Source organism: Mycobacterium sp. OAE908, from assembly GCF_017872775.1.
In the GTDB taxonomy this organism is placed as follows: domain Bacteria; phylum Actinomycetota; class Actinomycetes; order Mycobacteriales; family Mycobacteriaceae; genus Mycobacterium.
On record NZ_JAGGJL010000001.1, the window covers coordinates 400,719 to 419,640 of the forward strand.

The window sequence follows — 18,922 nt, forward strand, 5'->3', positions numbered from 1 at the left end:
CCACGCTAACTGCAAGACTGACCCCATGCCGCGGCTGAGCGAGCCGAGCCCCTATGTGGAGTTCGACCGGAGTCAATGGCGCGCGCTGCGCATGTCGACGCCGATGAAATTGACCGAAGACGAAGTGCTGCAGCTGCGGGGCCTCGGCGAGAAGCTGGACCTACTCGAGGTCGAAGAGGTCTACCTGCCGCTGGCCCGGTTGATCCACCTTCAGGTCGCAGCACGCCAGCGGCTGTTCGCCGCGACCGCGGAGTTCCTCGGTGAGCCGCAGCAGAACCCGGATCGCCCGGTGCCGTTCGTCATCGGCGTGGCGGGCAGCGTGGCCGTCGGCAAGTCCACCACCGCCCGTGTGCTGCAAGCACTTCTGGCCCGATTCGAGCACCACTCCCAGGTCGACCTGGTCACCACCGATGGGTTCCTGTACCCCAACGCCGAGCTGACCCGTCGAAACCTGATGCACCGCAAGGGTTTTCCTGAGAGCTACGACCGCCGCGCGCTGATGCGGTTCGTGACGGCGGTGAAGTCCGGTGCCGACAAGGTGTGCGCGCCGGTTTACTCGCATCTGCTCTACGACATCGTGCTCGGCGAAAAGCAGATCATCAAACATCCCGACATCCTGATTCTCGAGGGTCTCAACGTATTACAGACCGGTCCGGCGCTGATGGTTTCGGACCTGTTCGACTTCTCGGTGTACGTGGACGCCCGCATCGAGGACATCGAGCACTGGTACATCAACCGATTTCTCGGGCTGCGCTCGACGGCGTTCGCCGATCCTGCGTCGCACTTCCACCACTACGCCACGCTGACCGATGAGGCCGCGGTGTTCGCCGCCCGCGACATCTGGCATTCGATCAACCGGCCCAACCTGATCGAGAACATCCTGCCGACGCGCCCCCGCGCGACGCTGGTGTTGCGCAAGGACGCCGACCACGCGATCAACCGGCTGCGGCTGCGCAAGCTCTGAGAAGGGCCAGGCCCGCTCGGCGTACCGAACGGGCCTGAGCGGCAACGGATTACTTGGCGCGGCGCCAACCCTGGTACTGCAACTCGGCGAACAACAACGTGTAGACGCCGGACGCGAGTGTCAACACCACGCCGGTGGTGGTCAACGGCATCACGAATACAGTGACGATGGCGGCCACCGTATAGAGCAGGTTGGCGATGACGACCGCCATCCCCGCGCGGCGCACCGAAGGCAGCGCGGCCAGCCCGAAGACGACGACGCCGTAGGCGACGAAGAACGCGCTCATCGAGTACTCGAAGGCGGGCGTGGTGCCCGATACCTTGGCGAGCCAGCCTGCGACCGGCAGGCCGACCAGACCGGCCAGGCCGGTGATCACCGCGTCGGCGCGCATGGCGAGGCGCAGAAATCCATCGCGGGTACCGGTGCGATCAATTGTGATGGCGGACATGAAATTTCCTTTCTGGGTGGGGTGAGCGACCGTTCCGGAGCCGACGCCGCAACCTCTTACGACGGCGGCTCCGGACCAGTCATGAGGGAGTCACGCAAGACGGCGCACTCCGAGGTACTGGGCGTAGGCGAAGGCGAGAGTGGCGACCGTGAAGGCGACCGTCGCTACCACGCCGAGTTCGGTCAGCGGCAGCCACCCGGCGATCAGCACCACGGTGACGAGCACCGCGAACGCGATGTTTCCGGCCAGCACGCTGACGCCGACGCGGCGGACATCGGACAGGCCGGCCGCGAGGTAGAGCGCGGCGCCGTAGCACACCAACGCGGTGCCGCCGATGAACTCCGACGTCGACGACAGACCGGACAGTCGTGACAGCGGATCGGCCGCCATCGCGACGAGCAGCCCGAGACCGCCGCACAGGGTGGCGTCGGCGCGAAGGGCGAAACGCAGTAACGAGTCGGTGCTTTCCCGGACCGGGCGGGTGTTGATTGCCGTCATGGTTCTGAGATTGCTCAGAATGCACTGCCAGATCGACGCCGGACGCTGCCAGCTACTGCCAACAGCAGGTCAGACGTCTCGCGCCGCGACCAGATTGCCGCGCAGATCCGCGGCGATCAGCCGGGCGGCGGCGTTCTGCCAGTTGTGCAGCGACCGCTGCGGCACCTCGGTGACGAACCACTGCCAGGCCTGCCTCGCGACGGGGTCCAGCCCTGAGGCGGTGGCATTCTGCGCGTAGGCGCGCACCCCGACGACATACGGGAAGTACAGCGAGTTGTAGTGGCGCCACTGCTCGGTGGTGCCGAAGTCGCCGCCGTCGCGCGGCTTGAGCCGTGCGATGTGGTCGGCCAGCAGCGCCTTGAGTTCGTTGGCCCGCTCGAGCGGTGCGTCGGGCGCGCCGCGGGCGGCCAGCCGCTCGTCGATGATCGGCAGTGCGGTCAGCGGGCTGGCGACGAGCTTGGACAGGTCGCCGTAGTGCCCGAGCGCGCGACGGGTGAGGCGGACGAAGGTGTCGTCATCGACGCCGTCGAGCGGGTTGGCCGCCCGTCTGGCCAGTGCGGCCTCGGTATCGCGCAGAGCCGCACGGTCGGCCCGCAGATCAGGCGAGCGGGAGAACGCGACGCGGTCGAGCAACCCGGCCAGCGGATCGGCGAGCACGTTGATCGCGATCGCGATGCCGAGGCTGGTGAACAGCAGGACCGTCAGCGCTGTCTGTTGCCCGGACACGGCAAGACCGATCAACAGCTGACCGCCGAACAGCAGCGCCACCACGGCCGTCGCCGCGAACGACCGCAGCATGTCGGCCCGCAGCGCCTGGCCCTCGTCGAACGCGTCCCACATCGCGACCGCCAAGCCGAGCACTCCGACGTCGAACCCCGTGGACGCCAACGCAATCCAGCTCGGGACCAGACCCAGCGGGATGACGACGATCGCATTGGCCAGCGCGAAGAACAGCGTGCCGATGACGACGAAGCCCGTGACGCGCCCAGGCGTGCGCTGCAGCACCGCCACGATCATCGCGCCCAGCGTGGACAACGAGATCGCCGCGAACATCACCCAGTGACCGAGCCGCACCGGTCCGTCGACGTTGCCCGCCATCACGGCGCCGAACAGTGCGACGGCGCCGACGCCGGCCACGAGCGTGATCTCGCCTGCCCGGCTGCGCCAACTATCGGATGGCCGGCACAGTTCAAGCAGGACGGCGAACCATGCGATGCCGGGCACTGCGACCAGATAGATCTCGACGCGGCTCAGTGCGTCCAGACCGCTGGTCACCCGCACCGCGTCGAGGGCGACCACTACCGCGAAACTGGTCAGGCCGATCGCGGCGAGAACCAGCACCGGCTTGCGCGGATCGCGGGCCAGCAGATAGAGGCCCAACCACCAGCTGAGCGAGAAGACCATCGCTGACAGCGCAGCCATGGCTCAAGTGTGGCACTACATGCCGTACCGGCGATGGCGCGCGGTGTAATCGCGCAACGCCCGCAGGAAGTCCACCCTCCGGAACTCCGGCCAGTACGCCTCGGTGAACCACATCTCCGAGTAGGCGCTCTGCCACAGCAGAAAGCCGGACAGCCGCTGCTCCCCCGACGTCCGGATCACCAGGTCGGGGTCGGGCTGTCCTGAGGTGTAGAGGTTCTCGGAGATGGCGTCGACGTTGATCGCCTCGATCAGCTGGTCGCCGGTGGCGCCGTTGGCCAACTCCTTGCTGAGCAACTGGCGCACGGCATCGACGATCTCCTGGCGGCCGCCGTAGCCGACGGCGAGGTTGACATGAAAGCCGCTGCCGTTGCCGTTCGTGGACTCCACGGCCTCGCGCAGCCGCCGCGCGGGTTCCTCGCCGATCAGCTCGAGGTCGCCGACCGTGCGCACGCTCCACCGGTTGGCCGGTGCGCAGATCTCCTCGGTGACGTCGGTGATGATCTCGATCAGCGCAGCCAGCTCACCCGCGTCACGCTGCAGGTTTTCGGTGGAAAGCAGGTAAACCGTGGCCATCTCGATGCCGGCCTCCTGGCACCAGCGCAGCATCTCGGCGATCTTGCGGGCGCCCATCCGGTAGCCGTAGCTGACGTCGTCGTGACCGGCATCACGTGCCCATCGTCGGTTACCGTCACACAGCACCGCGATGTGGCGGGGCAGTTCAGTTTTCGAGGACGCCAGTCCCTGACGCAGCCGCATCTCGTAGAGGCGGTACATCGGTTCCTTGAGACGAGGAGGAATGATGTCCACGAGGATCCAGACTACTGTTTCGGTCGAAGACCCCCATGGCATTGAGGGAGGTGACATGGCCCAGATCGATACGGCCGACGAGGCCCAGCAACAACCGGCCCGCGTATACGCAGAAGACTTTCCCGAAGCCGTCGTCGACGGTGTCGAGAAGTTCCTCGGCAGGCCGCGATTGCGTGGGTGGATCCACGTCTACGCAGCCGTTGTCGCGTTCATCGCAGGCGCCGCGCTGGTGTCGGTGTCGTGGGCGGTGGAATCGACGCGCGCCGGGCTGGCCACGCTGCTCTACACATTCACGATCGTGGCGATGTTCGCCGTCAGCGGTACTTATCACCGGGTGACCTGGGAGTCGGCGACGGCGCGCAAGTGGATGAAGCGCGCCGACCACTCCATGATCTTCGTGTTCATCGCGGGCAGCTACACGCCGTTCGCCTTGCTGGCGCTGCCGGAGCGCAGCGGCTGGGTGCTGTTCTGGATCGTCTGGGGCGGCGCGATCGCCGGGGTGCTGCTCAAGATGTTCTGGCCGTCGGCGCCCCGCTGGGTGGGCGTGCCGCTGTATCTGTTGCTCGGCTGGGTGGCCGCCTGGTTCGTCGGGCCGATCATGGACGGCGCGGGCGTCGCGGCTCTGGTGTTGTTGATCGTCGGCGGCGCGCTCTACAGCATCGGCGGCGTGCTCTACGCCCTCAAGTGGCCCAACCCCTGGCCGACGACATTCGGCCACCACGAGTTCTTTCACGCCTGCACCGCGGTCGCGGCGATCTGCCACTACATCGCGATGTGGTTCGCCGTCTTCTGAGTGGTTTCGGCGCGGTTATCCACGCTCAGCGACGGTAAGCGCGCCGAAATCACTAGAACGTTGTGACGTTGTCCTGGCTCCAGTAGGCCTTCATCGACGCGATCTTGGCGTCGTCGTCGAAGGTCATGGTGCTGATGATGTCGATACGCATCCCGTTGCCGCCGAAGTCGAGCGACAGCGTCCAGTGAAACGCCGCCTCGTTGCCGAGCGCGCGCAGCGTCAGGACGTCGGTCTGAGCCTTGACGTTCTCGATCGCGCCGTAGAAGCCGCGGATAGCCTGGCGGCCGATGTGCACCTCGCCGCCGACGGGATCCTCGACGGTGGCGTCGTCGGCGTAGAGCGACGCGACCTCATCGGGCTGTCCCTTCGAGACGAAGTCCAGGTAGCGGGTGACGGTCTGGGTGATGTCCTCGGCGCTCGGCATGGCCGAGACGCTACCTCAGCGCCGCCGTCAATTCGGCAATAGTTGTGACGGGCAGATCGCACACCCGGCCGCGGCACACGTACGCGGCGTCGGCGCCGTCAACCCTGTCGCGGTCCAGCAGGAGCGGCGAGGAGTTGACCGGTCCGCCGACGACAACTGCTCCCCCAGGCGCCAATTCGCGTGCAGCAGAGAGCAATTGCGAATGCGGCGGATCGCAAGCCACCGCGATCTGGATCGGCCCGCGCACCGCGGCTTCGGCGACCGCCAGCCAGTGTCCACCCGAGCGGGCCAACCGGGCGAGAATCGGCGTCGCGCCGGCCAACGTGGCCTCTGCCGCCGCGGCGTAGCGCTCGGGATGCGGTGCCAGGTGAGCGGCCAGCTGTAGCGCCTCGGCGATCGACGAGGCTCCCGACGGTGTGGCCCCGTCCAGCGGGTCGGCGGGCCGGACCATCAGCTGCTCGGCGTCGTCGGCGGTGTCGAACCAACGGCCGTCGGTGTCGGGGTCGACGAAATGATCGAGCGCGATGTCGAGCAGCCCGGTGGCCGACTCCAGCCAGGACTCTTCGCCCGTCAGCTGATACAGCGTCAACAGTGCGGTCGCCAGCGTCGCGTGGTCTTCGAGGATCGCGGCACTGTCGCCGACACGGCCGCCGAGGCTGGCGCGCCGCAACCGGCCGTCGACAAGGTGCAGGTCGAGGATCGAGCGCGCGCATTGCGTTGCCGCACCGAGGAATCCGTGCCGACCCAACGCCACACTCGCCTCGGCGAGGGCGGTGATCGCCAAGCCGTTCCATGCGGTGACGACCTTGTCGTCGCGGCCGGGCTGCGCCCGGGTCAGCCGTGCGGTCAGTAGCTTGCCGCGCACCCGCTCGAATCTGACTGGGTCGTCCGGATCGACCGGCAACTGCAACACCGAGCTGCCGTGCTCGAAGGTCCCTTCCGCTGTGACGTTGAAAAGCGCTGCAGCCCAAAGTCCGTCGTCATCACCGAGCACGTCGCGAAGCTGTGCTGGATTCCAGACGTAGGTCAGGCCCTCTTCACCGTCGGCGTCGGCGTCCAACGACGAGACGAACATGCCGCCAACACTCAGCTCGTCGATGATGAAGCGGGCGGTCTGCTGGGCAACCCTGCGCGCCAACGAGTTTCCGCTGCGCCTGGCCCAGTGCGCATACACCCGAAGCAGCAGCGCATTGTCGTACAGCATCTTCTCGAAGTGCGGCACCACCCACGACGCGTCGACGCTGTAACGGGCGAAACCGCCGGCCAGCTGGTCATAGATGCCGCCGCGCGCCATCGCGGTGCAGGTCCGCTCGACGGTGTCCAACGGCAAAATGTCGCCGGTGCGTTCGTGGTTGCGCAGCAGCGCTTCCAGCAGAGCCGACGGCGGAAACTTCGGCGCGCCACCAAATCCGCCGCGCTCGACATCCTCGTCCTGCAGCGCCGCGGCGACCGCGTGATCGCACAGCGCCGGCTGCACCGGCGGACCTCCGCCCGGCAAGCCGGAGGCCATCGACCGCAGTTCGCCCGCGATCCGGTCGGAGGCTTCCTCGACCTCAGAACGCCTGCTGCGCCACGTGTCGGTGACGGCAGCCAACAGCTGCAGGAAATTCGGCTTCGGGTAATAGGTCCCGCAGAAGAACGGCCTGCCATCCGGCGTCAGGAAGCACGTCATCGGCCAGCCGCCCTGCCCGGTCAGCGCGACCGTCGCATTCATGTACACGGCGTCGAGGTCGGGCCGCTCCTCGCGATCGACCTTGATGTTGACGAAGCCCTCGTTCATCACCGCGGCCACCTGGTCATCCTCGAACGACTCGTGTGCCATCACGTGACACCAGTGGCAGGCGGCATATCCGATCGACAGCAGGATCGGCACGTCGCGCTCGGCCGCCTCGGCCAGTGCCTCGGGAGTCCATTGCCGCCAGTGCACCGGGTTGTCGGCGTGCTGGCGCAGATAGGGGCTGGTCGCCTCCGAAAGGGTGTTACCCGCCGGGCTCACTCTTGTGATCCTCGTCGAGCGACTGGTCCGGCTCGGAGTCGAACGACTTCGGCAGCTTGCGCAGATGCCGGTTCATCGACCACACCAACGCGAACGTGCCGATCAACAACAGCACGATGATGACGAGCCCGAACGGGCTGGCCTTACCGAAGTCCGGGCCGGTGTTGCGAGGAGCGTCGTCGGCGAGAAACGTGACGAGTAGATAGTTCACTTGGCATCCTCGATGCCCGCGAACAGGTCGGTTTCCGGCAACGAAACCGGCACTCGCGAGCGTGCGAGCTCGAATTCCTCAGTGGGCCAAAGCCTTTGCTGCCACTCCATCGGAGTGGCGAAGAAGAAGCTGTTGGGATCGATCTGGGTGGCGTGGGCGCGAAGTGCGTCGTCGCGCTGCGGGAAGTACTTCGCACACTCGATGCGGGTCGTCACCCGCTTGTCGAAGATGTCGTGGTCGGCGTCCCACTGCTCGAGCCACTTGGCGAACGGGCCCTCCTGGCCGTGTTTGGCGAACTCGTCCTGCAGCAGCTGCATGCGTTTACGCAGAAAACCGTGGTTGTAGTACAGCTTGAGCACGTCCCACGGCTCGCCCGCGTCGGGGTAGCGCAGATAATCAGCCGCGGCCTCGTAGGCGGCCACCGAAACCTGATGGGTGCGAATGTGATCGGGATGCGGATAGCCGCCGTTCTCGTCGTACGTCGTCATCACATGCGGCTTGAACTTACGGATCACGCGCACCAGTTCCTCGACGGGCTCCTCGAGCGGAACGACGCCAAGGCAGCCGTCGGGCAGCGGGGGCGGCGGGTCACCCTCCGGCAGGCCGGAGTCGATGAAACCCAGCCAGTGGTGCTCGACGCCGAGGATCTCGGCGGCCTTGGCCATCTCGTCGCGGCGGATCTCGGCCATCCGGCCGTGCACGTCCGGCAGGTCCATCGCGGGGTTGAGGATGTCGCCGCGCTCGCCGCCGGTCAGCGTCACCACCATCACGCGCACGCCCTCGTCGGCGTACCGCGCCATCGTCGCGGCACCCTTGCTGGACTCGTCGTCCGGGTGGGCGTGCACCGCCATCAACCGCAGCTCGCTCAACCTGTTCTCTTTCACCTGTGCAGACATTCCGAGACGGTTCAACCATCACGGGTGCCCCTATAGTTCCAGCACTAGTACATCTATCCGACCGATGGGTTTGCAAAACGAGATGATCGAGCGTCCCACGGCCCGCTACGGGCGGCAGCGGCTGTCGCGAGCCAACCGCCGCTGGATCGCCATCGGCCTGGGCCTGCTGGTCCTCGGAGCCGGCATTGCGATCGCCATGATCGCTTCGCAGCGGCTCGGCACCGGCGAGGTCAAGGGTGAGTTGGGCGGCTATCAGCTGCTCGACGACCAAACGGTGCAGGTGACGGTCACCGTGACCCGTGACGACCCGTCCCGACCGGCGGTGTGCATCGTGCGGGCCCGCTCGATCGACGGCAGCGAAACCGGCCGCCGTGAGTTGCTGGTCGGTCCGTCGACGCAGAAGACCGTGCAGGTGACGACGGTGGTCAAGACCAGCAAACCCCCGGTGGTGGGCGACGTCTACGGTTGCGGCACCGACGTGCCGTCCTACCTGGTGACCTCCTAAAACAGCACGCAGAAGTCGGTGCGACAAACGGCGAGCAGCCGAAACGTGAAAATCCGCTGTCCCGGCGGTGTTAGACTAGTCAGATACACGGTTCCTGCTGGGAGCCGTGTATTGCTGCTTTTAGTGCGCGGATTAGGCGTTGACCATAGCGGCAATACACGCAAGAAGCTCCCGGCGCCGTAGACACGAGACTTCTTACGCGAACAAGCGCGAGAGCAACGACGAGGGGAGCGCGACGACATGACCGACACCCAGGTCACCTGGCTGACGCAGGAGGCGTACGACCGGCTGAAGGCCGAGCTCGATCAGCTGATCGCCAATCGACCGATCATCGCAGCCGAGATCAACGACCGTCGCGAAGAGGGCGACCTGCGCGAGAACGGCGGCTATCACGCCGCCCGCGAGGAGCAGGGCCAGCAGGAGGCCCGCATTCGTCAGCTGCAGGAGCTGCTGAACAACGCCAAGGTGGGCGAGGCTCCCAAGCAGTCCGGCGTGGCGCTGCCCGGCTCGGTGGTCAAGGTCTACTACGACGACGACAAGAGCGACACCGAGACGTTCCTGATCGCCACCCGCCAGGAGGGTGTTTCGGACGGCAAGCTCGAGGTGTACTCCCCGAACTCGCCGCTTGGCGGCGCGTTGATCGACGCGAAGGTCGGCGAGACCCGCAGCTATCAGGTGCCCAACGGCAACACCGTCAAGGTCACGCTGGTCAGCGCCGAGCCGTACCACTCCTAGGCCGCGACCGCGGCTCGGCCGCTGGTTTACAGTCCGCCTATGGCGCAGATCGCCGAGGACCTCTTTCTGCTACTGGTGGACAACGCGTCCGCACAGCCGGGTCTCGACCGCGTGCGCCGCGAGCGGGTACTCACCGGCGCGGTGCTGCTCGATCTTGCGCACGCCTGCCGTATCCGGCCCGCGATGGCCGGTGAGCCGGTCGAGACGGGCCGGCTGGTGGCGTTATCGGTGCCCGGCCCAATGGATCCCGTCGTCGCGCCCGCGTTCGAGCTGCTGCAGCGACGGCCGCTGCGTCCGGCGACCGCGGTCAAGCGGCTGTCCAAGCACACCGAGGAGAACCTCGCCAACTATCTGGAGTACATGGGCCAGATCCGCCGTATTCGGTTGAACTCCATCCGGTTTGGTCAGCCCTACGCCTGGCCCCTGACCAACAGGGACCGGGTTGCGCACGCACGCTCCGCGCTGCTGGCATCGTTGTTCGATCGCAGACCGCCTGCCCCGGCGACAGCGGCGATCATCTCGCTGCTGCACGCCGTCGACGGGCTCGGGGCGCTGCTGAGCCTCAATGACCGCGGCTGGCGGTGGGTGCACGCCCGGGCGGGCGAAATCGCAATGGGCAGTTGGGTCGACGAATATCCGACCGCACTGCCCGAGGTGAATCTGGCGATCACCGCTTCGGCGGTCCGGGGGGCGTTAACTTCTTAGCGCCTGCTCCACGTCGGCGAGCAGGTCGGCGGCATCCTCGATCCCGACCGACAGCCGCACCAGGTCGTCGGGCACCTCCAGTTGAGAGCCTGCCGTCGACGCGTGCGTCATCGCGCCGGGGTACTCGATCAACGACTCCACTCCGCCAAGGGACTCGGCAAGGATGAAAATCTCTGTCCGAGAGCAGAAGTCGTGTGCTGCCTGCGGGCCGCCGCGCATCCTCACCGACACCATGCCGCCGAACGCGCTCATCTGCCGCTTGGCCACTTCGTGGCCGGGATGGCTGGACAGCCCTGGGTAGAGCACAGTTTCGACGGCGGGGTGGCTGTCGAGGAATTCGGCGACTGCGGTGGCATTCTCGCTGTGCCGCTGCATCCGCAGCACCAGCGTCTTGAGCCCGCGCATGGTCAGGTAGGCGTCGAATGGGCCCGGCACCCCACCCGCACCGTTCTGCAGAAAGGCGAAGGCGGTGTCGAGTTCTTCGTCGTTGGTCAGCAGCGCGCCGCCCACCACATCGGAGTGTCCGCCGATGTACTTGGTGGTCGAATGCAGCACGATATCTGCACCGAGCGTGAGCGGCTGCTGCAGCGCCGGCGAGGCAAAGGTGTTGTCCACCAACACCTTTGTGCTCGACGGGGCCGCCAGTTGCGCGATCGCGGCGATGTCGGCGATCGAAAGCAGCGGGTTGGTCGGCGTCTCCACCCAGATCAACCGCGTCTTCGGGGTGATCGCCGCACGCACCGCGTCCAGATCCGACAGCGGCACCGCGGTGTAGTCGATGCCCCACTGCGTGAACACCTTGTCGATCAGCCGGAAGGTCCCGCCGTAAGCATCGTCGGGCATGACGATGTGATCGCCTGGCCGCAGCACCGCGCGCAGCGCACAGTCGGTGGCCGCCATACCCGAGGAAAACGCCCGCCCGAACGTCGCCTCCTCCACTGCGGCAAGCGACGCCTCGAGCGCCGCGCGTGTCGGGTTGCCGGTGCGGGCGTATTCGAACCCGCCGCGCAGCCCGCCGACACCGTCCTGGGCGAACGTGGAACTCGCGTAGATCGGTGCGTTGACGGCACCGGTGCCGGGGTCGGGCCTGAATCCCGCGTGGATGGCCTTGGTGGCCAGGCCCTGGTATTTGTGCTCAGTCATCCCGCTCAGCGTATCGAGGCCCGCGTCACTGCTTCACCGGTGTAGGAATGGACCATGCCTACCCGGATCGAAGACCTGCTCGACCTCGACACACTGCTGACGCCAGAAGACATCGAGCTGCGCCAGACCGTGCGCCGGTTCGGTGAACAGCGGCTGCGTCCACACATCGCCGACTGGTTCGAGGCCGGTGAGGTCCCGGTCCGCGAGTTGGCCGCCGACCTCGGCAAACTCGGCGTGCTGGGCATGCACTTGAAGGGCTACGGCTGCGGCGGCTCGACTGCGACGGCCTACGGGCTGGTGTGCCAGGAGCTTGAAGCCGTCGACTCCGGGTTGCGCAGCCTGGTCTCGGTGCAGGGGTCGCTGGCGATGTTCGCGATCTACCGCTGGGGCAGCGAGGAGCAGCGCAACCAGTGGCTGCCCGCGATGGCCACCGGCGACGTCATCGGCTGCTTCGGGCTGACCGAGCCGGACTTCGGTTCCAACCCCGGCGGCATGCGCACCACCGCGCGCCGTGACGGATCCGACTGGATCCTCAACGGTTCGAAGATGTGGATCACCAACGGCTCGGTGGCCGACGTCGCGATTGTGTGGGCGCGCTCCAAGGAAGGCATCGTCGGCTTTGTCGTGCCCGCAGGCACCAAGGGCTTTTCGGCGCGCGACATGACCCACAAGCTGTCGCTGCGCGCGTCGGTCACCTCAGAGCTGCATCTCGACGACGTGCGATTGCCCGCCGATGCCCAATTGCCCGACGCCTCAGGCCTTTCGGGACCGCTGAGCTGCTTGTCGGAGGCGAGGTTCGGCATCGTGTTCGGCAGCGTCGGCGCGGCACGCGACTGTCTGGAGACCGCACTCGACTACGTCGGCACCCGCGAGGTATTCGAAAAACCGCTTGCCGGATATCAACTGACGCAAGCCAAGATCGCCGACATGGCGGTAGAACTCGGCAAGGCGCAACTGCTCGCGCTGCACCTGGGTCGGCTCAAGGACGACGGCAGGATCCGGCCGGAGCAGGTGAGCGTCGGCAAACTGAACAATGTGCGCGAGGCGATCAAGATCGCCCGGCAATGTCGAACACTATTGGGCGCCAACGGAATCACGCTGGAGTATCCGGTCATCCGGCACGCCAACAACCTCGAGTCCGTGCTGACCTATGAGGGCACCTCCGAGGTGCACCAGTTGGTCATCGGAGAGGCGCTGACGGGTGTCAGCGCCTTCCGATGAGCCTCGTTACTGCTGTGGCGGTGGGCCGTACTGCTGTGGCGGTGGGCCGCCGAACTGCTGCGGCGGTCCCCCTGGCGGCAGCGGCTGCGGGTTCAGCGCGGCGGTCTGTCCGCCGGTGAGCTGCCGGTAGGCGTACACCAGATAGAGCGCAGCGACTGGTGCGGAGACCAGCACCCCGACACCGCAAACCACCAGGCCGACAACAAAGATCACCGCTGCCAGCAGCCAGGTCAGAAGCGCCTGAACGAAATTCGCCCTGGCGATCTCGATGCTGGCCTTGATGCCGTCGATCGGCGACAGGCTGCGGTCGACGATGGCGACGGTGGTGAACACGGTGAAGATCGCAACCACGATACCCAAAATGAAGCAGAGCGAACCGATTGCGGACGCGATGCCGACGAGCACCGTCGCAAGAACGACGCTGCCGACCATGCGGGGCTTGAAGAACGACCCGATCGACACCGGCTGCCCGTTCGCGATGTCCAACACGCCGCCGTAATACGCCGACTGCATCGCGGCCACTGCGACCAGCATCACGAGTCCGCCGAGCGCCAACACCGCGATGCTGGCGACACCGAAAGAGCTACTCGCCGAGTACTCGAAGCCGCTGCCATACGAGTCGTAGGTGGTCACCGGGCTCGGAGCCAACGCGAATGCGAGGCCGTAGATGACCCCGTAGAGCACACCTGCGATCAACGCGTACACCAGCGTCGCGACGACGAGCGCCGAGGCGTTCTCTCTGAACTTGCCCCACGCCCACGAGAAGGCCTGGCCGATGTCGACCTGGGCTTGTTGCGGCGCAGGCGCATACCCACCCGGCGGCGGGTAACCCCCTGGTGGCGGGTAACCACCCGACGAGGGCGGCGGTGGCGGCGGATACCCACTCTGTGGAGGTGGCGGATAGCTACCCGGCGGTGTCGGTGGCGGATAGCTGCCCGGCGGAGTCGGCGGTGGATAGCCCCCGCCGGGAGACTGGGGTGGCGGGTAGCCGCTGCCCGGCGGCGGTGGGTAACCACCCGGTGGCGGCGGTGGTGGGTAGCCACCCGGCGGTGGGTAACCACCCGGTGGCGGTGGCGGATTGTTCCCCGACGGAGGGGGCGGTTGATCGGTCATTGGCCCTTCCTGATTACTGCTGCGGCCGCAGCGGTTGTGGATTGTGTGCCGACTGCTCTATCGGCACACATATCGTCGACATGATCTTGTCGGCAATGGTCTGCCGCTTGGCGTCCCACAGGGGGAAAAGAAAGCCGATATAGCAGAAGATCGCGTCGACGACGTGGGCGATCTGACGGAAGATCGACAAGCCGAAACCAATTGGCTGGCCGGTCTTCTCGCTGATCACTTTGAACTTCATCACCGACTTACCGATGCTCTGGCCGGTGGTGCCCTGCCGGTACCCCCAGTTCCAGATCCAATAGGCCAGCGCGATGAGATACGCCAGGACGTAGACGATCAACCCGAAGGCGGTCATCGACGACGTGCAGTAGACACCGTAGTCGTATTGGCCGCTGACGCACTGGTTGTCGGCCGTGCCGAAGGCGATACCCGCTCCGATACCTATCACCACGGCGGCGGGGACGAAGTCGATGACGTATCCGACCACACGCGTAAACCAAGGCGTGTAAGCCTCTTTCGGCAACGCGGCCGCCGGCGGTGGCGGCGGTGACGGATCGGTCACTGAATCTTCCAGAATTAGATCGGCAGGCAGATTGTGGACATGATCTTGTCGGCGATAGTCTGCCGCTTCGCGTCCCACAGCGGGAACAGGTAGCCGATATAGCAGATCGCGCCGTCGATGATGTGGGCCAGCTGTCGCAGGATTGATAGGCCGAAACCGATTGGCTGCCCGGTCTTTTCACTGACAACCTTGAACTTCATGATCGACTTGCCGATGCTCGACCCAGTGGTGCCCTGACGGTAGCCGAAGTTCCAGATCGCGTAGGCGAGAACGATGAGCCCCGCAAGGCCAAGGGATACCTGTCCAATGGTCGACGCTCCGGTGGCGCAGAACTCACCCAGGTTGTACTCGGACGTGTCGGTGATACATGCCGTCTCCTGGGTTCCGAGGAGCAATCCCCACCCGATGCCCTCGATGATCAATATCGGGATCGAGTCGATCAACCACGCCAGCACGCGCGTAACCCATGGCGTGTACGCCTCTCGCGGGAGCGCCGGTCCACCTGCCGGAGCAGGCGGGTAGCTCGTTGCGGCCTGCGACGGCGGCTGGTAACCACCACCCGCAGGCGGAGGAGGCGCGTAACCACCAGCCTGCGGCGGCGGAGGCGGCGGATAGCCACCGGGTGGAGGCGGCGGAGGCGGATAGTTACCAGGGGGCGGTGGCGGTTGATCGGTCATGGACGCCTTCCAGTGTGAAATTAGCTGGCAACGAGCGTGCTTACACTAACCTGAGAGGTCCCTCATAGCAGGGCTTTCCACTCGGAAGTCGATCATGAACGCCCGCCCCCGGGCATATCACTATCGGCGGATTATGCCGTCGGACAGAAAGCCGAGCAGGTCGTGACGGGTCAGCACACCGACCGGCTTGCCTTCCTCGACCACCATCACCGCATCGCATTCGCGCAACGCCTTGGCGGCGTTGCTGACCAGTTCCCCGGCGCCGATCAACGGCAGCGGCGGGCTCATGTGCACCGAAACCGCGTCGGCGAGCTTCGCCCTGCCTTCGAACACCGCGGACAGCAGTTCCCGCTCCGACACGCTGCCTGCGACCTCCCCCGCCATCACCGGCGGTTCCGCCCCGACGACCGGCATCTGCGACACGCCGTACTCGCGCAGGATGCCGATCGCGTCGCGCACGGTTTCCTGCGGATGCGTGTGGACCAGGTCGGGCAGCGCACCCGACTTGCCGCGCAATACGTCGCCGACGGTCGACTCCTCGACCGAACCGTCCAACCGAGTGCGCAGGAAGCCGTAAGACGACATCCACGCATCGTTGAAAACCTTTGACAGATAACCTCTTCCGCCATCAGGCAGCAGGACGACCACCAGTGCGTCAGGCCCCGCCTGCTCTGCGACCTTGGCCGCGGCGACTACAGCCATGCCACACGACCCACCGACCAACAGCGCTTCCTCGCGCGCGAGGCGCCGCGTCATCTCGAACGAGTCGGCGTCGGACACCGCGATGATTTCGTCGGCGACTGTCGGGTCATACGCCGACGGCCAGAAGTCCTCACCGACGCCCTCGACCAGATAGGGCCGCCCGGTCCCGCCGGAGTACACCGAGCCCTCGGGGTCGACGCCGACGATTTTGACCTTCCCGCCAGAGACTTCCTTGAGGTAGCGGCCTGCGCCGGTGATGGTGCCGCCGGTGCCGACACCCGCGACGAAGTGGGTGACCTTGCCGTCGGTATCCGCCCAGACTTCCGGGCCCGTCGTCTCGTAGTGGCTGGCGGGCCCCATCGGGTTGGAGTACTGGTCGGGCTTCCATGCCCCGTCGATCTCTTCCACCAGCCGGTTGGAGACGCTGTAGTAGCTGTCGGGATGATCGGGCGGCACGGCCGTCGGGCACACCACGACGTCGGCGCCGTAGGCGCGCAACACGTTCTGCTTGTCCTCGCTGACCTTGTCCGGGCAGACGAAGATGCATTTGTAGCCGCGCTGCTGGGCCACCAGAGCTAACCCGACGCCGGTGTTGCCTGAGGTCGGTTCGACGATGGTGCCGCCCGGCTTGAGTTCGCCGCTTGCCTCGGCGGCGTCGATCATCTTGACCGCGATGCGGTCCTTGCTGCTGCCGCCGGGGTTGAGGTATTCGATCTTCGCGGCGACGGTGCCGGCGCCGTCGGGTACAACTGAGTTCAGCTGTACCAGAGGCGTATTGCCGATGAGCTCACTGACGTGCCGGGCGATGCGCATACGTCCATCGTCTCAGGCCCGAGATGGAGTAGAAAGGCGGCCTCCTGCCGCTTGCTACCAGGTGGCCTCTTTGATGTAGTCGCCGATCTGTTTGAGCGATCGACTCGCCTCGGTCACCATCGGGGCAGCCAGCTGGAAGACGTGCATCTGGCCCGGCCAGACCCGCACCTCGACGGGCACCCCGGCGGCGGCCAACATGTGTGCGGCCTTGCGGGCGTCGCTGACCAGAACCTCGGATCCCGACACGTGAATCAGCGTGCGCGGAAGTCCCGGTTCGATGTGATCGAGCGGCTCGTAGACAGCTTCGGGCTTTCCGTCGACGACGTTTCGTTCTGCTGCCTCTTCGATGAGCTCCACGAGTGCGTGGAATGCCTTGGGCGGGAACATCACATCGGTCCGCACGTTGGGGTGATTGGCCCGGGTTTCGTTGTCGATTTCGAACAGCGGTGACATGGTCACGATGGCGGCCGGCGTCTCGCTTGCCAGGCCTTCCTGCTGCAGCTTCTCGGCCAGCGCGAGTGCCAGGTAGCCGCCCGCGGAGTCACCGGCGAGGACGATCTGATCAGGTTCGTAGCCCTTGATCCTCAGCCACTTGTACGCCTCGTAGCAGTCGTCGAGCGCCATCCCGACCGAGTGCTTCGGGATCATCCGGTAGTTGACGACGAGCACCGGGCTGTCTGCGTACTTCGACAAAGCCGTGACCAGTCGGCCGTGGGAGTTCACGCCACAGGTCAAAAACGCGCCGCCGTGCATGTAGAGAATGACGCTGCGCTTGCCGTCGGCGGGAAGCACACCTGAAGCGCGGACCAACTGTGCGGTGCAATTCGGCAAAGAAATGGTGGCTCGCACGGTGCCGGGGGCCGGACGCATGACGCGTGAGACAAAGTCGACCAAACCCCATGGCCAGGGCAGGCGCGGCGCATAACTACCGATTGCTAGGGTCGGCCTGATAGTTAGCAGAGCCGCGAGCGCAGTCACCCGTCCCGCGATACTGGGACCGTCTTCGACAACTTCTACGGGCGCGCCGTCGCTGACCGGGAATTTGCGCGGCTTGTGCGCTCTAGCTGGGCTTACGCCGGCATGAGACGCTCTCGATGCCTTACTTGGTGCCGTCATTGCCACCACTCCTACGCCTGTGTAGTGCCGGGGTGCGCCAGACTTAACTGGGCTAACCGGTCTAGGTTAGCTTGACACCCTATAAGCCGTTCAACAATCGACTTGTCAAAATCGATACCGGACTTGATACCGCAATGTGACCGCCGACCACGTCTTGCCACGCGGATAGCCCCCGATTTCCCACTTAAACTTGTCCCGTGCGCATTCGTGTGGGGCGTCGGTCGACCATCGCCCTGGCGGCGGCAGCCGGGCTGGCCTCGACGGGCACCGTTTACGTCGGGGCCCGCAACCTGCTGAGCGAGCAGGCTGACCAGGCACGACAGGTCATACCCAAGTCCTGGGACATCCCCCCGCGCGCCGACGGCGTGTATTCCCCGGGCGGCGGTCCGGTCGAGAAGTGGCATCGCGGCATCCCCTTCGACCTGCACCTGATGGTCTTCGGGGACTCAACAGCTGCCGGCTACGGCTGCACGGTGGGCGACGAGCTGCCCGGTGTGCTGATCGCGCGGGGGCTTGCCGAAGAATCCGGCAAACGGGTGCGGCTGAGCACCAAGGCGATCGTCGGCGCGACGTCCAAGGGCCTGTCGGGCCAGATCGACGCGATGTTCGTGGCCGGTCCGCCGCCGGACGCGGCCGTGATCATGATCGGCGCGAACGACATCACCAAGCCGAACGGCATCGGGCCGTCGGCGCGCAGAGTGGGCCGCGCGGTGCGACGACTGCGGGCCAGCGGCGCGGTCGTGGTCGTCGGCACCTGCCCGGACTTCGGTGTGATCACCGCGATCCCGCAGCCGTTGCGCTGGGTGGCACGCAGCCGCGGCTTGCGGCTGGCCCGCGCACAGGCCGCGGAGATCCGCTCGGCAGGCGGTGTGCCCGTTCCGTTCTCCGATCTGCTGGCACCAGAGTTTCGCAAGATGCCGGAAGTGCTCTTCAGCCACGACATGTTTCATCCCTCGGCGGCGGGATATGCGTTGGCGGCCAGCCAGTTATTGCCTGCGCTCGGTAATGCGTTGGGAGAGTTCATCGGTCACCCGGTGGCCGATGACGCGCTGGAATCGCGATCGGGCGAGCACAGCTCGTTACTGTCCCGGGTCGGCAACATCAGCAGGCTGTGGCGTCGCTCGACCGGGGTCCCCGCACCCGTCGTGGTGCCCGCCAGCTAGGTTTC

General features: G+C 66.1%; 21 protein-coding genes. 7 read left to right on the forward strand and 14 right to left on the reverse strand.

Going from position 1 to position 18,922, the window contains the following annotated elements; genetic code table 11:
- Nucleotides 1-25 precede the first annotated feature (25 nt).
- Nucleotides 26-964, forward strand: a complete 939-nt coding sequence (locus J3E61_RS01920) for a type I pantothenate kinase (protein WP_210082407.1) — start codon at nucleotides 26-28, stop codon at nucleotides 962-964.
- A gap of 49 nt (nucleotides 965-1,013) precedes the next feature.
- On the opposite strand, the gene J3E61_RS01925 is transcribed toward J3E61_RS01920, so the two are convergent.
- From J3E61_RS01925 to J3E61_RS01940, 4 genes are all read right to left on the reverse strand, one after another.
- Nucleotides 1,014-1,412 (reverse strand): hypothetical protein, encoded by a 399-nt coding sequence (locus J3E61_RS01925; RefSeq protein ID WP_210082408.1) that lies wholly within the window; start codon nucleotides 1,410-1,412, stop codon nucleotides 1,014-1,016.
- A gap of 90 nt (nucleotides 1,413-1,502) precedes the next feature.
- On the reverse strand, nucleotides 1,503-1,910 hold the full coding sequence (locus J3E61_RS01930; protein WP_210082409.1) for a hypothetical protein: 408 nt from the start codon (nucleotides 1,908-1,910) through the stop codon (nucleotides 1,503-1,505).
- Nucleotides 1,911-1,979: 69 nt separating this feature from the next.
- Nucleotides 1,980-3,332: a hypothetical protein gene (locus tag J3E61_RS01935; protein ID WP_210082410.1), complete on the reverse strand. Its 1,353-nt coding sequence runs from the start codon at nucleotides 3,330-3,332 to the stop codon at nucleotides 1,980-1,982.
- A gap of 15 nt (nucleotides 3,333-3,347) precedes the next feature.
- The gene (locus J3E61_RS01940; protein ID WP_210082411.1) at nucleotides 3,348-4,139 is read right to left on the reverse strand and encodes an isoprenyl transferase; all 792 of its coding nucleotides are present in this window, start codon (nucleotides 4,137-4,139) and stop codon (nucleotides 3,348-3,350) included.
- A gap of 55 nt (nucleotides 4,140-4,194) precedes the next feature.
- Here J3E61_RS01940 and J3E61_RS01945 point away from each other — a divergent pair, with 55 nt between their 5' ends.
- On the forward strand, nucleotides 4,195-4,932 hold the full coding sequence (locus J3E61_RS01945; protein WP_192726861.1) for a hemolysin III family protein: 738 nt from the start codon (nucleotides 4,195-4,197) through the stop codon (nucleotides 4,930-4,932).
- 52 nt (nucleotides 4,933-4,984) lie between these two features.
- Here J3E61_RS01945 and J3E61_RS01950 read toward each other — a convergent pair whose 3' ends face one another.
- The 4 genes from J3E61_RS01950 to mca are packed head-to-tail and all read right to left on the reverse strand — an operon-like array spanning nucleotide 4,985 to nucleotide 8,432.
- Nucleotides 4,985-5,356 (reverse strand): nuclear transport factor 2 family protein, encoded by a 372-nt coding sequence (locus tag J3E61_RS01950; RefSeq protein ID WP_192726862.1) that lies wholly within the window; start codon nucleotides 5,354-5,356, stop codon nucleotides 4,985-4,987.
- A gap of 10 nt (nucleotides 5,357-5,366) precedes the next feature.
- Complete coding sequence (locus J3E61_RS01955) at nucleotides 5,367-7,352, reverse strand: thioredoxin domain-containing protein (protein ID WP_210082412.1); 1,986 nt, start codon at nucleotides 7,350-7,352, stop codon at nucleotides 5,367-5,369.
- Complete coding sequence (locus tag J3E61_RS01960) at nucleotides 7,336-7,563, reverse strand: hypothetical protein (protein WP_210082413.1); 228 nt, start codon at nucleotides 7,561-7,563, stop codon at nucleotides 7,336-7,338. The genes J3E61_RS01955 and J3E61_RS01960 overlap by 17 nt, the downstream gene beginning before the upstream one ends.
- Nucleotides 7,560-8,432, reverse strand: a complete 873-nt coding sequence (gene mca, locus J3E61_RS01965) for a mycothiol conjugate amidase Mca (RefSeq protein ID WP_192727016.1) — start codon at nucleotides 8,430-8,432, stop codon at nucleotides 7,560-7,562. The genes J3E61_RS01960 and mca overlap by 4 nt, the downstream gene beginning before the upstream one ends.
- Nucleotides 8,433-8,541: 109 nt before the next feature.
- Here mca and J3E61_RS01970 point away from each other — a divergent pair, with 109 nt between their 5' ends.
- From J3E61_RS01970 to J3E61_RS01980, 3 genes are all read left to right on the forward strand, one after another.
- Nucleotides 8,542-8,964 carry a DUF4307 domain-containing protein gene (locus tag J3E61_RS01970; RefSeq protein WP_192727017.1) on the forward strand — a complete coding sequence of 141 codons (423 nt, stop codon included), beginning with the start codon at nucleotides 8,542-8,544 and terminating at the stop codon, nucleotides 8,962-8,964.
- 240 nt (nucleotides 8,965-9,204) lie between these two features.
- Nucleotides 9,205-9,699 carry a transcription elongation factor GreA gene (gene greA, locus J3E61_RS01975; RefSeq protein WP_067800314.1) on the forward strand — a complete coding sequence of 165 codons (495 nt, stop codon included), beginning with the start codon at nucleotides 9,205-9,207 and terminating at the stop codon, nucleotides 9,697-9,699.
- A gap of 39 nt (nucleotides 9,700-9,738) precedes the next feature.
- The gene (locus J3E61_RS01980; RefSeq protein ID WP_210082414.1) at nucleotides 9,739-10,404 is read left to right on the forward strand and encodes a GPP34 family phosphoprotein; all 666 of its coding nucleotides are present in this window, start codon (nucleotides 9,739-9,741) and stop codon (nucleotides 10,402-10,404) included.
- Here the strand turns inward: J3E61_RS01980 and J3E61_RS01985 are convergent.
- Nucleotides 10,393-11,547 carry a cystathionine gamma-synthase gene (locus J3E61_RS01985; RefSeq protein ID WP_210082415.1) on the reverse strand — a complete coding sequence of 385 codons (1,155 nt, stop codon included), beginning with the start codon at nucleotides 11,545-11,547 and terminating at the stop codon, nucleotides 10,393-10,395. The two genes, J3E61_RS01980 and J3E61_RS01985, sit on opposite strands and share 12 nt — an antisense overlap.
- Nucleotides 11,548-11,601: 54 nt before the next feature.
- Here J3E61_RS01985 and J3E61_RS01990 point away from each other — a divergent pair, with 54 nt between their 5' ends.
- Complete coding sequence (locus J3E61_RS01990; RefSeq protein WP_192726867.1) at nucleotides 11,602-12,768, forward strand: acyl-CoA dehydrogenase family protein; 1,167 nt, start codon at nucleotides 11,602-11,604, stop codon at nucleotides 12,766-12,768.
- A 6-nt stretch (nucleotides 12,769-12,774) separates the two neighbouring features.
- On the opposite strand, the gene J3E61_RS01995 is transcribed toward J3E61_RS01990, so the two are convergent.
- The 5 genes from J3E61_RS01995 to J3E61_RS02015 all read right to left on the reverse strand — a co-directional run bounded on the left by J3E61_RS01995 (nucleotide 12,775) and on the right by J3E61_RS02015 (nucleotide 17,754).
- The gene (locus J3E61_RS01995) at nucleotides 12,775-13,881 is read right to left on the reverse strand and encodes a hypothetical protein (RefSeq protein WP_210082416.1); all 1,107 of its coding nucleotides are present in this window, start codon (nucleotides 13,879-13,881) and stop codon (nucleotides 12,775-12,777) included.
- A gap of 13 nt (nucleotides 13,882-13,894) precedes the next feature.
- Nucleotides 13,895-14,446 carry an RDD family protein gene (locus J3E61_RS02000; protein ID WP_210082417.1) on the reverse strand — a complete coding sequence of 184 codons (552 nt, stop codon included), beginning with the start codon at nucleotides 14,444-14,446 and terminating at the stop codon, nucleotides 13,895-13,897.
- A 14-nt stretch (nucleotides 14,447-14,460) separates the two neighbouring features.
- Complete coding sequence (locus J3E61_RS02005; RefSeq protein WP_210082418.1) at nucleotides 14,461-15,123, reverse strand: RDD family protein; 663 nt, start codon at nucleotides 15,121-15,123, stop codon at nucleotides 14,461-14,463.
- Nucleotides 15,124-15,243: 120 nt separating this feature from the next.
- Complete coding sequence (locus J3E61_RS02010; RefSeq protein ID WP_192726871.1) at nucleotides 15,244-16,638, reverse strand: cystathionine beta-synthase; 1,395 nt, start codon at nucleotides 16,636-16,638, stop codon at nucleotides 15,244-15,246.
- Between the two features lie 54 nt (nucleotides 16,639-16,692).
- Complete coding sequence (locus J3E61_RS02015) at nucleotides 16,693-17,754, reverse strand: alpha/beta hydrolase (RefSeq protein ID WP_210082419.1); 1,062 nt, start codon at nucleotides 17,752-17,754, stop codon at nucleotides 16,693-16,695.
- Between the two features lie 197 nt (nucleotides 17,755-17,951).
- On the opposite strand from J3E61_RS02015, the gene J3E61_RS02020 reads away from it, so the two are divergent.
- Entirely contained in the window at nucleotides 17,952-18,917 is a 966-nt protein-coding gene (locus tag J3E61_RS02020; protein ID WP_192726872.1) for an SGNH/GDSL hydrolase family protein, read from the forward strand.
- The last annotated feature ends 5 nt before the right edge of the window (nucleotides 18,918-18,922 follow it).